12 protein-coding genes and 2 pseudogenes are annotated in these 11,008 nt (G+C 63.0%); 10 read left to right on the top strand and 4 right to left on the bottom strand.

All coding sequences use genetic code 11. The features are described from left to right. Positions 1–105: 105 nt before the first annotated feature. On the bottom strand, positions 106–507 hold the full coding sequence (locus I8N66_RS25530) for a pseudoazurin (protein WP_113540590.1): 402 nt from the start codon (positions 505–507) through the stop codon (positions 106–108). Positions 508–779: 272 nt separating this feature from the next. Between I8N66_RS25530 and I8N66_RS25525 the strand changes: the two genes are divergently transcribed. The 6 genes and pseudogenes from I8N66_RS25525 to I8N66_RS25500 all read left to right on the top strand — a co-directional run bounded on the left by I8N66_RS25525 (position 780) and on the right by I8N66_RS25500 (position 4,145). Continuing rightward, positions 780–1,361 carry a MarR family winged helix-turn-helix transcriptional regulator gene (locus tag I8N66_RS25525; protein ID WP_291159682.1) on the top strand — a complete coding sequence of 194 codons (582 nt, stop codon included), beginning with the start codon at positions 780–782 and terminating at the stop codon, positions 1,359–1,361. A gap of 211 nt (positions 1,362–1,572) precedes the next feature. Next, entirely contained in the window at positions 1,573–2,121 is a 549-nt protein-coding gene (locus I8N66_RS25520) for a peroxidase-related enzyme (RefSeq protein WP_291159679.1), read from the top strand. A 66-nt stretch (positions 2,122–2,187) separates the two neighbouring features. Continuing rightward, positions 2,188–2,733 (top strand): redoxin domain-containing protein, encoded by a 546-nt coding sequence (locus I8N66_RS25515; RefSeq protein ID WP_291159708.1) that lies wholly within the window; start codon positions 2,188–2,190, stop codon positions 2,731–2,733. Beyond that, positions 2,682–3,041, top strand: a pseudogene (locus I8N66_RS25510) (hypothetical protein); the annotation flags it as partial. The gene I8N66_RS25515 and the pseudogene I8N66_RS25510, both read left to right, overlap by 52 nt. 101 nt (positions 3,042–3,142) lie before the next feature. Continuing rightward, positions 3,143–3,439, top strand: coding sequence for a hypothetical protein (locus tag I8N66_RS25505; protein WP_291159715.1), 297 nt, complete (start codon positions 3,143–3,145; stop codon positions 3,437–3,439). Further along, the gene (locus I8N66_RS25500; protein WP_291159676.1) at positions 3,432–4,145 is read left to right on the top strand and encodes an MOSC domain-containing protein; all 714 of its coding nucleotides are present in this window, start codon (positions 3,432–3,434) and stop codon (positions 4,143–4,145) included. Before I8N66_RS25505 ends, I8N66_RS25500 begins: the two co-directional genes overlap by 8 nt. On the opposite strand, the gene I8N66_RS25495 is transcribed toward I8N66_RS25500, so the two are convergent. Further along, a complete protein-coding gene (locus tag I8N66_RS25495; protein ID WP_291159673.1) occupies positions 4,135–5,619 on the bottom strand; it encodes an FAD/NAD(P)-binding protein in 1,485 nt (494 codons plus the stop codon). The two genes, I8N66_RS25500 and I8N66_RS25495, sit on opposite strands and share 11 nt — an antisense overlap. After that, positions 5,616–6,797 carry an FMNH2-dependent alkanesulfonate monooxygenase gene (ssuD, locus tag I8N66_RS25490; RefSeq protein ID WP_291159670.1) on the bottom strand — a complete coding sequence of 394 codons (1,182 nt, stop codon included), beginning with the start codon at positions 6,795–6,797 and terminating at the stop codon, positions 5,616–5,618. The genes I8N66_RS25495 and ssuD overlap by 4 nt, the downstream gene beginning before the upstream one ends. A 283-nt stretch (positions 6,798–7,080) precedes the next feature. Between ssuD and I8N66_RS25485 the strand changes: the two genes are divergently transcribed. The 4 genes from I8N66_RS25485 (at position 7,081) to I8N66_RS25470 (ending at position 10,434) form a co-directional block, all read left to right on the top strand. Further along, a complete protein-coding gene (locus I8N66_RS25485) occupies positions 7,081–7,533 on the top strand; it encodes a flavin reductase family protein (RefSeq protein ID WP_291159705.1) in 453 nt (150 codons plus the stop codon). Between the two features lie 175 nt (positions 7,534–7,708). Beyond that, complete coding sequence (tauA, locus tag I8N66_RS25480; protein ID WP_291159667.1) at positions 7,709–8,716, top strand: taurine ABC transporter substrate-binding protein; 1,008 nt, start codon at positions 7,709–7,711, stop codon at positions 8,714–8,716. A 78-nt stretch (positions 8,717–8,794) separates the two neighbouring features. Further along, positions 8,795–9,586, top strand: coding sequence for an ABC transporter ATP-binding protein (locus tag I8N66_RS25475; RefSeq protein ID WP_291159663.1), 792 nt, complete (start codon positions 8,795–8,797; stop codon positions 9,584–9,586). Beyond that, the gene (locus I8N66_RS25470) at positions 9,583–10,434 is read left to right on the top strand and encodes an ABC transporter permease subunit (RefSeq protein ID WP_291159660.1); all 852 of its coding nucleotides are present in this window, start codon (positions 9,583–9,585) and stop codon (positions 10,432–10,434) included. Before I8N66_RS25475 ends, I8N66_RS25470 begins: the two co-directional genes overlap by 4 nt. A 20-nt stretch (positions 10,435–10,454) precedes the next feature. On the opposite strand, the pseudogene I8N66_RS25465 reads toward I8N66_RS25470, so the two are convergent. Continuing rightward, positions 10,455–11,008: pseudogene (locus I8N66_RS25465) on the bottom strand (hypothetical protein); the annotation flags it as partial.

Below are 11,008 nucleotides of genomic sequence, written 5' to 3'. Positions count from 1 at the left end.
CGCGAAGCCTTCGCATTGGTTCCGCATGATGGCGTCGCGCCTCACCCAGTGCGCGGACGCCAGGAGCGGCCTGTCCCCACCCCGCTCCGAAGCGAAGTCTGTTACTTAGTTGCCAAGTGCAGCCAGCGCGGCGTCCAGGCGCTCCTGCGCCTTCTTGGGATTCTTGGCGGCCTTTACGGCCTCGAGGTTGGCAGGGGCATCGCCGACCTGAACCACGCCGACCATGCCCATTCCGTAGTGCGGCGTGCACTTGACGCCGTAGACGCCGGGAGCCGTGAAGGTCACTTTGTAGTTTTCATTGACCTTGCTTTTGAAGGCCTCGGCACCATCGGGGATCATACCCTTGATGGTTTCGACATTGTGCCCCTTGTCGGTCGGGATGAAGGTGACCGTATCTCCGGGCGCAACCTTCACAGAAGCCGGCTCAAACACCATGGCTCCGTCCTTGCCCTTGTTCAGCATATGCACTTCGAAGTCTGCGGCGGCTGCAGGTGCTGCGACAAGCATTGCCGCGATGGCGATACCCAATCCGCTCTTGATTGCATTCAACATCGTCTTCTCCATTTGAGCGACCAGCCCGTGCTCGGGTTGTTCGAACAGAGAAATAGGCCCGCAATGTCCCCTCTACTTTGATGCGCGTCAAATTCGCGGCGCTTTTCCGACCCTTATTGACAATGATTAGGATTCCTATCTAAATTGCCGTCATGAGCAACAAAGTTGACAAAATTCCCTCTTTGGTGGACCGGATTAGCGACGGGCTATCGCGTGTGGCAACCGCCATGCGAAGCGAGGCCTGGACGGCGGCGGAGGCGATCGGCCTCAATCCGACGCAATTGCAGATCCTCACCTTTCTCGTGGCCCGCGATCGGAACGGTATGCGCGTCAAGCAGATTGCCGCCTATCTCGGCGTCAGCCAGCCGACGACGACGGACTCGGTCAATGCGCTCCTGCGCAAGGGCCTCGTCGAGAAGCACGCCGACCCCAGCGACGCCCGGGCTCTGTCAGTCGCGGCAACGCTCCGGGGCGAAGCCGCCGTGCGCCAGGCCGGTCAACTGGCATCGGCGACGGAGGACGCCATCGCGGCGCTCTCCAAGCTCGAGCAGGAGGACCTGCTGATGCATCTCGTCAAGATCATCCGCCGTCTGCAGTCGGCTGGCGCCATTCCGGAACAGCGCATGTGCGTCAACTGCCGCTATTTCCGCCCCCATGTCTACGACGATCCGAAAGCACCGCATCATTGCGCGTTCGTCGATGCCGCCTTCGGGCCGGCGGAGTTGCGCGTCGACTGCGGTGAATTCGAAGGCGCTGACGCCGCGGACCGGGACGCCGCGTGGCGGATTTTCAACCGCGGCGCGGCCTGAAATGAGTTTGAAAGGAAACACATGCGCCGGCAACCGAACCCGGCGAAAGACCGAGAGAGCAGCCATGCTCTCGCCCTCAGCTTCAACATCGGACCCCGTAAGCAACGTTCTCAGTACTGCGAGCGGGTGCCGATGATGTTGGCGCCGGTCCGACGACTGCCATCGGCGGACCGGCAATTTTCTCCCTCCACGCAAATAGAAAGAGAAAACCATGAGCAGAATTAATCTAGTTGACCCCAATTCGGCAACCGGCGCCAGCGACCAGTTGCTTGGCGAGATCCGCTCCGCCTTCGGCATTGCGCCCAACATGTTCCGGGCGGTCGCCAACTCGCCGGCAGCACTCGCCAGCATGTGGGGTTCGTTCGGTGCACTCGGAAACGGCCGCCTCGGCGCCAAGCTCGGCGAGCAGATCGCTGTTGCCGTCGCCGACCGCAACGATTGCCACTATTGCCTGGCGGCCCACACCGTGCTTGGCCGTAAAGCCGGCGCGACCGCAGAGGAAATGGCGAGTGCGCAACGGGGCAAGTCGTCCGACCCGAAGACGGCAGCGGCCTTGGCCTTCGCCCAGAAGCTCGTTGAGGCACGCGGAAAGGTCTCTGACGCGGACGTTCGGGCGCTGCACGTTGCTGGTTACGACGATCAGGACGTGGTCGAGATCATCGCCCATGTCGCGCTCAATCTCTTCACGAACTACATCAATGTCGCGCTTGCCGTGCCGGTCGACTTCCCCAGCGTGAAGCTCGTTCGCGAAGCGGCCTGACAAGGCGGCCGGACGGCATCACCCGTCCGGCCATCCCCGGAGATGACAATGAACAGCAACTATCGGATGACCGCACCGCAACTCGCCGTTTCAACCTGGTTCAACACGCCTGAGCCGCTCAACCTCGAACGGCTTTCCGGACGGGTTGTTTTCCTGCATGCCTTTCAGATGCTCTGCCCGGCCTGCGTCTCACACGGGCTGCCGCAGGCCCAGCGCGTCCAGAGCGTCTTCCGCGAGACCGACCTTCAGGTTATCGGCCTGCATTCGGTTTTCGAGCATCACACGGTGATGACGCCCGACGCGCTCAAAGCCTTCATTCACGAATATCGGCTGACCTTCCCGATCGCCGTCGATCAGCCATCGGACGATGGGCCGATACCGAAGACGATGGAACGTTACGGCATGCGCGGCACGCCGACGGCAATCATCATCGGCCGTGACGGCAACGTTGAATATCATCGCTTCGGGATCGAAGACGACATGGTCATCGGCGCCCGCCTGGCCTCCCTGCTTGCCGCACCGATCCCGGATATTGCTGCCCCGGGCCCGGAAGCGCCCGGATGCACGAGCGAAGGTTGCACGATCCCCGACACCGAGATGGACGACGAATGATGACTAAGAAGATGGCGGTCGCCATACGGCACGTGCATTTCGAGGATCTTGGTACGTTTGCGGAACCTCTGAGTGCGGCGGGGTTTACCATCGAGTATCGCGATGTCGGCAATGCAGACTATCTTTCGTTCGATCCGCTCGAACCTGATCTTGTCGTGGTGCTCGGCGGTCCGATCGGTGTCTACGAAGACGCTGCCTATCCTTTCGTCGCGGACGAGATCGCGATGCTGCAGACGCGCCTTGCCGCCGATCGGCCGACCCTTGGTCTTTGCCTGGGCGCGCAGCTGATCGCCCGGGCGCTCGGCGCTCGCGTCTATTCATCCGGCATAAAGGAGATCGGCTTTCGCCGCTGCGTTTCTCCGCTACAGGCCTCGCCTCACCGCTCCGCCACCTGGCCGACGTTTCCGTCTTGCACTGGCACGGCGACACCTACGACCTGCCGTCCGGTACAGACTTGCTGGCATCGACGCCGCAGATCGAGCAGCAGGCTTTCAGACGCGGGCGCAACGTCCTCGCCCTGCAGTTCCATCCGGAGGCTGAAACCGGCGCGGCCTTCGAACGCTGGCTGGTCGGCCATGCCTGCGAACTGTCAGCCGCGGGGGTGAACGTGTCGAATCTGCGAGCCGATGCCGAACGCCTTGGCCCCAGCTTGAAACACGCCGCCACCGCGATGATCGGCGAATGGCTGGAACAGATCGATGGTTGACCGGCGGCCGGTCGTGCTTGACGCCTTGCTCCTCGGCAACCTCTCGCCGATCGACGATCGCGGAACCCAGAGCGGTATCGACAAACAGCCGATCGAAGGCTCCGTGCAGTTGGGGTCAACGGGCTTTACCGGCGACCATCAGGGGGACCTCAAAAGACACGGTGGCGTCGACAAGGCCGTCCATCACTACCCCCGGGATCATTATAGCACCTGGGCAGATGAGATCGGCCCTTTGCCGCTGTTAAAACGGCCGGGCGCCTTCGGTGAGAACCTCTCGACCCACGGGCTGACGGAGAGCGATGTTGCTGTCGGAGACCGGTTTCGCCTTGGGGGCTCACTTCTCGAAGTGAGCCAGGGCCGGCAGCCCTGCTGGAAACTGAACCGCCGATTCGACTTGCCGGACATGGCGCGGCGCCTTCAGCATACGGGCCGCACCGGTTGGTACTATCGCGTCATCGAGGACGGGTTGGTTTCGGCTGGTGACCGAATGCACCTCGTCGAGCGTCGCCATCCGGAATGGACGATCCACCGGCTCTGGCACTTCCTCTACGTCGATACGCTCAATCGCGAGGCGCTTGCGGAGATCGCCAATCTTGCCATTCTGCCATCCAGTTGGCGGGACTATGCGGCCAAGCGCCTGCAGACGCGCAAGGTCGAGGACTGGACACGCCGTCTCGACGGAGAGACCCCGCAGGTCAACGGTTAGCGGCGCCGCCGACGGTCGTCATCGGCAGTTGCTGGATTTCTGCCAAAGGAGCGGGACGCCGGCCGCTTCGCTCCGGCTTGGCCAGCATGTCTGCAATCTGCTCGGCGACGAATATTGCATGATCGTTGACCTGGGGCAGGCCCATGAGTTCGCCGAAGGTGCCGCGTGCCAACGGTCCCGCAACGATCAGTGATCGCTCCGCTGTGCCGTTCACCCCGATCGCTCGGCTATCCTCGTCGCAGGCGAGACCCAATCCCACATCATCCAGACGCAGCCATCCCTGTGAGGCTAGGTCGGCAAGCCAGCCCTGGCTCGAAAGGATGCCCGTGTGAGCCGGGCCGGTCGTCACCACACATGCATCAAACAGCAGGCGCTCGCGGCGGCCGGTGTGCCGGTGACGGATATCGACGGCGATGATATGGCCGCGCCTCTCGACGTCCTCGATCGCAGCTCCGAGAATTCGGACCCGCCCCTGCTCTTGTCCCGCCAGGATCGCTTCGTCGACCTGCGGCGCCACGCGAAAGCGGTGAACATCCCAGAAAGGCCGCAGATGACGCACGAGGCGGCGGCGTTCCGTCACTGGCAGGGTCCGCCAGATCTGGCCGCCCTGACTGCGAAGCCCATCGAAAACCCCATGCCAGCTCGTGCCGATGTCGGCAGCGTCCCGCACAGCTTGCCGGACCCGCTTCAGCAATTCGAGCGCGGTTCGCGCTGGGTCACTGGCGAAATCACCGAACGGCTCCTGGGGCAGCGCTGCATGGCCGCGCGACCGCAGACCGCGGCGTGAAAGAGCGACGATCGGGCCGCAGTGATCGGCAAGCCCCAAGGATGCGATCACGTCGGCCGCCGTCAGGCCGTTGCCGATGACCAGGACGTGATCGTCGGTGCGGATACAGGCCAAGGCGTCGACGACGGTGGAGTCGGGCACGTAGCGCGGATGGCCGCAAAGCGCCTGATCCACGCGCCGCGGCGCGCAAGGTGCCGGATGAGTGGTCGCGACAACGACGATATCGGCAACCAGCTCCGTGCCTGCGGAACTCCTCAGCCGCCAACGGTTCTCGCGGCGTTCGATTTGCTCGACGCGCTCACGCCGGTGCTCGACCTTTCCGTTTTTCAGGAACGGGGCGACGAACTCGCAGACGTAGCGCCCGAAAACCGCCCGGCGCGGATAAAGATTGCCGTCGACTGCCAAAACCTCCGGATCGCCGAGCGGTTCACCTTTTGACGCCATCCAGTTGAGGAAATCATCTGGATCATCCGGGATCAGGCTCATGCGGGCCGCCGGCACGTTGATGCGGTGGGCAGGATTGTCCGTGTCGTAGGCAAGGCCCCCGCCGAGCCGGGTCCGCGGCTCGAAGACAATGATGGTCGCGCCGCCGCTTGCTGCGTTGCGCGCAAGGTTCGCCGCGACCGCCGCCCCGGTAAAGCCGCCGCCGACGATTGCGATCACGGGTCGGCGCGTCGGTCCTGTCACGATTGGGAAACCTTCAGTTTCGGACGATGGTCGCCCGCGATCGTTTCACCGAAAGGCCCGGTGTTGATGGACGCCTCACGGGCCGGAACCGCATGGGCAAGCGGCAGGTTCGGCAGCACCAGCTCGCCGAAACGGTAGGCCTCCTCCAGATGCGGATAGCCGGACAGGATGAAACTATCGATGCCCGCCTGACGGTACTCTTCCATGCGCGCCTTTACCTGGTCGGGGTCACCGACAAGGGCGGTGCCCGCACCGCCGCGCACTAGGCCGACCCCGGCCCAGAGGTTCGGAGCGACTTCCAGCCTGTCACGTCGGCCGCCATGCAGGCGGCTCATACGGCTCTGACCAACCGAATCCATACGCTCGAACACCTTCTGTGCGGCGGCAATCGTGTCGTCATCGACATATTGTATCAGTTCGTCCGCCGCCTGCCATGCCTCCTTGGCCGTTTCGCGCACGATCACGTGAAGGCGGATGCCGAAGGTCACGTCCCTGCCCTCGGCATCGGCGAGTGCACGGACCTCGGCGACCTTCCTGGCCACGTCTTCGACGGGCTCGCCCCAGGTCAGATATTTGTCGATCGTGCGCGCCGCGACCTCCTGTCCCTTGCCGGAGGAACCACCGAAATAGAGCGGCGGATGCGGCGTCTGGACAGGTTGAAACAGCAGCTTTCCGCCTTCGATATCGAAGTGGTTCCCCTTGAAGTCGACCTCTTCGCCGCGAAGCACCGCCTTGTAGATGTTCAGGAATTCTTCGGTTACCTCGTAACGCTCGGTATGCGAGAGGTGGATGCCGTCGCCCTTGTTTTCGATCGGGTCGCCGCCGGTGACGACATTGATCAAGAGCCGTCCGCCCGAAAGCCGGTCGAGCGTTGCGGTCATGCGCGCGGCCAGCGTCGGCGACAGGAGCCCTGGCCGCACCGCAATCAGGAACCGCAGCTTCTCCGTCAGCGGTGCCAGCGCCGAGGCGACAACCCAGCTGTCCTCGCAACTGCGGCCCGTCGGAATGAGAACGCCATAATAGCCGAGCGAATCGGCCGCCTGCGCCACCTGTTTCAGATAGTTGATATCGACATTGCGGCCGCCGCGCGTGGTGCCGAGATAGCGGCTGTCGCCGTGGGTCGGCAGGAACCAGAGCACATTGATCTTTTCCGGAATATTTCCAGGCGCAGTTTCCATTGGCGAATGCCTCCTCGTGAAACGCTCTTTCGGCAGTCTTGGTTGCCACGCCGAATACGAAAAACATAAACTCTATAAAATTTATTGACAATAAAAAATCAAACGATCATCTTTGATGCGAGGAAAAATTTTTCCCGCATCGCCATTTTGCGACCGGGAATTAGGCGAAATTTTCGAGGGACTGGCTATGACTTTCGCGCTCGCCGCATCTCCAGCATTCGACGCAAGTATTCCAACCAGCAACGGCTACGAACCGATCACGGCGCCGGCCCTGAAGGCCGCGATGCGCAATTTCTCAGGGGGCGTTTCCGTGATTACCGCTGGCATCGGCGATGACCGCACTGGTGCGACCGTCACGTCGGCAACGGCCCTGTCGGTGGATCCGCCGACCATGGTCGTCAACATCAACCGGACGTCCTCGACCTGGCCGATCATCCAGCGCTACCGGCACTTCTGCGTCAACGTCCTCTCGCGCGAGCAGCGCAGCGTGGCGGAGCGCTTCTCCGGTCTGCATGGCGCCAAGGGCGTCGCCCGATACGAGGGAGCCGACTGGGCGCGACTGGCAAGCGGTGCATCCGCGTTGAGCGGCGCCTTGGCTGCGATCGACTGCGAGGTCGAGGAAATCATCGAGCGTCACAGCCACGCCATCATCCTCGGCCGGGTCGTGGCCATTACCACGGGCTCCGGCGAGCCGATCGTCTACCACAACGGTCGCTACGGCGGGCTCGATCTTTAGCGGCATTGTTTTGGCGGACGCACGAAGCTCCGCCGAAACGCCGCAACTTTGGAATGGAGCTGCCGCGGGCCAGAGAATTGCGGAATGAATTATCTATATAAAATACATCTTTTTAATCAATATAGTGTTGAGGCTCCACAAGCGGGGCCAGGACCCAACCGTTGAGGAACACACGATGACGATCCGCAGACGCACCCTTCTTGCCGCAAGCGCGGCCTTGCTTCTGGCCAGCCAGGCCTCCTTCCCCGCTTTCGCTGCCGAAACGACACTGACGATCGGCTATCAACCGATCGTCGAGCCGTCTCGCGTGCCGCAGGCGGATGGCACCTACGAAAAGGTCACCGGAGCCAAGATCACCTGGCAGAAGTTCGACGGCGGGGCCGACGTGATCGCCGCGCTCGCATCCGGTTCGATCGACATCGGCTATGTCGGTTCGTCTCCGCTCGCGGCCGCCGCCAGTCGGCAGCTCCCGTTCGAAACCATTTTTGTCGTCGGGTTGATCAGCGATGCCGAGGCGCTGGCCGTCAAGGGGATCGACAAGCCGGAGCAGCTTGTTGGCAAGAAGATCGCAACGCCCTTCGTATCGACCGCGCATTACAGCCTGCTAACCGCGCTGAAGCACTGGAACATCGATGCGAAATCGGTCGAGATCCTCAACCTTAGGCCGCCGGAAATCGCAGCGGCCTGGCAGCGTGGCGATATCGACGGCGCCTATGTCTGGGATCCGGTCCTCTCCGAACTCAAGAAGACCGCGACCGTGCTTGCAACCTCCAGCGACGTGGCGAAGTGGGGCGGACCGACCTTCGATGCCTGGATCGTCAGCAAGAAGTTTGCCGAGGAGCACCCGGATATCGTCACCGGTTTCGTGAAGGTGACGGGCGATGCCTATGCGGATTACCGTGCAAAGCCGGAGAGCTGGAGTGCCGGCTCGCCCGCAGTGGAAAAGATCGCCCGCCTCACCGGTGCGAAGCCCGAGGAGGTTCCGAATCTGCTCAAGGGGTACTATTTCCCTTCGCTTGAAGAGCAGGCAGGCTCCGATCTTCTCGGCGGAGCAACGGTGAAGGCCGTCGCCGAGACCTCGGCGTTCCTTCTCGAGCAGGGCAAGATTCCGGCGGTCCTTTCGGACTACACGCCCTACGTTACCCCCCGCTGGGCCCAGGAAGCGGCCAAGCTCTCGTTCTGAGAAACCTCGATCGGCATGCTCGCTCGGCGCACATGGCCGGGCGAGCTGCCGCCGTGCCACCCAGCCGGGAACAGCAGGATGTCCGTTCTTTCCCTCGATAATGTCACGCTGCGCTACGCAGCGTCCGATAACAGGGCCGCGCCGGTTCTGGCTTCGATCAACCTCAAGGTCGCGCGCGACGAATTCGTCGTCGTCATCGGTCGCTCGGGCTCGGGCAAGACCAGCCTCCTCAACCTGGCAGCCGGATTCTTGGCGGCGAGCAGCGGGCGCGTCTGCGTCGATGGCCGATCGGTGACGGGGCCTGGTGCAGATCGCGCCGTGGTTTTCCAGGACGACGCGCTCTATCCTTGGCTGACCACTGTCGACAATGTCGCCTTTCCGCTTCAGCTCCGGGGCGTTGCCAAATCGGAGCGATTGGAGCGCGCGCGGGTCCTCCTCGACCGTGTCGGCCTGCCGGACGCGGCAAACCGAAACGTCTGGGAGCTCTCCGGTGGCATGCGCCAGCGGGTCGGTATTGCCAGAGCGCTCGCCTCGGACCCGAAGTTTCTGCTGATGGACGAGCCGCTTGGCGCACTCGACGCGCTCACGCGCAGCCGGATGCAGAGCTTTCTTCTCGACGTCTGGCAAAAGAGCAGCGTCGGCGCGCTCCTGATCACCCATAGTATCGAGGAAGCGCTGCTGCTTGCGACCCGCATTATCGTTCTCGCGCCCGATCCTGGGCGCATCGCGAGCGAGATCGAAACCACATTCGGCCGCGATCTGCTGGCCGGGGTACCGCTCGCCGAGCTCCGCAATTCGTCATCGTTCCGGCGGCTTCATGATGAACTGACCGCCATCATCCATGCCGAAGACGAAGGGATCGCCGCATGAGCCTCTCCATCGAAAGCGCACAGTTGGAGTCGCATCAGCCGCGCGACACCATCGAGCAATCGGAACTGGGTACGGTGAGGTCACTGATATCGCTCGCCTGGATATCTCTGGCGACGATCGCTGCCTTGCTCGTCCTGTGGAGCCTTGTCTCCAGCTATGGCGTCGTTTCGGCACTGTTTCTACCCTCTCCGCTCGCCGTCTATCAGGCCCTGCGAAGCCTCACGGTCACCGGTTTCGTCGATGCGACACTCGCCCAGCATCTGGGCGCCAGCCTGTTGCGGATTTTCGGTGCGCTCGCCGTCGCAATCCTCCTCGGGGTGCCGGCAGGCATTGCCATAGGCACGAGCCGCGTCGGCAAAGGCATTCTCGATCCGATCGTGGAGTTCCTGCGGCCCCTGCCGCCGCTCGCCTACCTGCCGCTCGTGATCATCTGGCTGGGGATCGGTGAAGCCTCCAAGATCGCGGTGATCGCGCTGGCAATGTTGCCGCCGATCATCCTGTCCACGGCGACCGGCGTCAAATCCACCTCGAGCGATCATATCAACGCGGCCCGCGCTTTCGGTGCTTCGCGGCTGCAGGTCCTGCGCCACGTCATTCTGCCGAGCGCCCTGCCTTCGGTCCTCACCGGGACCCGGATTGCGCTGGGTGCAGGCTGGTCGACGCTGGTGGCGGCCGAACTGGTGGCGGCAACGCGCGGCCTCGGCTTCATGATCCAGTCTGCTGCTCAGTTTCTGGTGACCGATGTGGTGATCGCCGGCATTGTCGTCATTGCAGCAGTCGCCTTTGTCTTCGAGATGACCGCACGCCTGCTCGAGCGATGGCTGGTACCGTGGGCGACACGGCGCTGACGCCTTAGGATTTGCGGCCGTCAGGCGGTCTTAAGTGTCACGCGGTGGCGCGTGGCGATCAACCGCGCGGCCGCATAAGTCTGGGTCACGATTTCGGGCACCAGGTCGATGTCCGGTAGGCTGCCGACACCAAGCGGTCCAATCGCATAGAGATTGCGCGTAGGCTGGCCGCCCGCCAGCACTTCGCCGGCCGGGCTGACGGCAACCCCAAGGGTGAGTTCGTCCGGCTCCGCCAGGCCGCCGGAAAAAAGACTCTGCATCAGCGGCGCCCTAAGGTCCGGCGCAGAGCAGCGACAATCGATCACCTGATCGGCGACAAGCAACGTCTCCTCGTTTTCGCCCGCCCAGCGCACCATCAACCCGTCCGGTCGGCGCTTGCCTGCCCAGCCCTTGCGAAGGCTAGTCAACCCGCCGGCAAGCTCCTGCTGCAAACGCAGGTGTAAAGGCGCCGGCAAACGGTTGCGGTGGCTGTCATAGATCGACCGTAGATGCCGGTTGAACCGGCGTTTTTCCTCTTCGGGCAAAGATTGCCAGAGAGAGCGTGCGCGTCGACGCAGGCCATTCATGGCCGCCT

This window comes from Ensifer sp. SSB1, assembly GCF_016652895.1.
Taxonomy (GTDB): domain Bacteria; phylum Pseudomonadota; class Alphaproteobacteria; order Rhizobiales; family Rhizobiaceae; genus Ensifer.
This window is presented reverse-complemented; position numbering and strand designations above follow the sequence as displayed.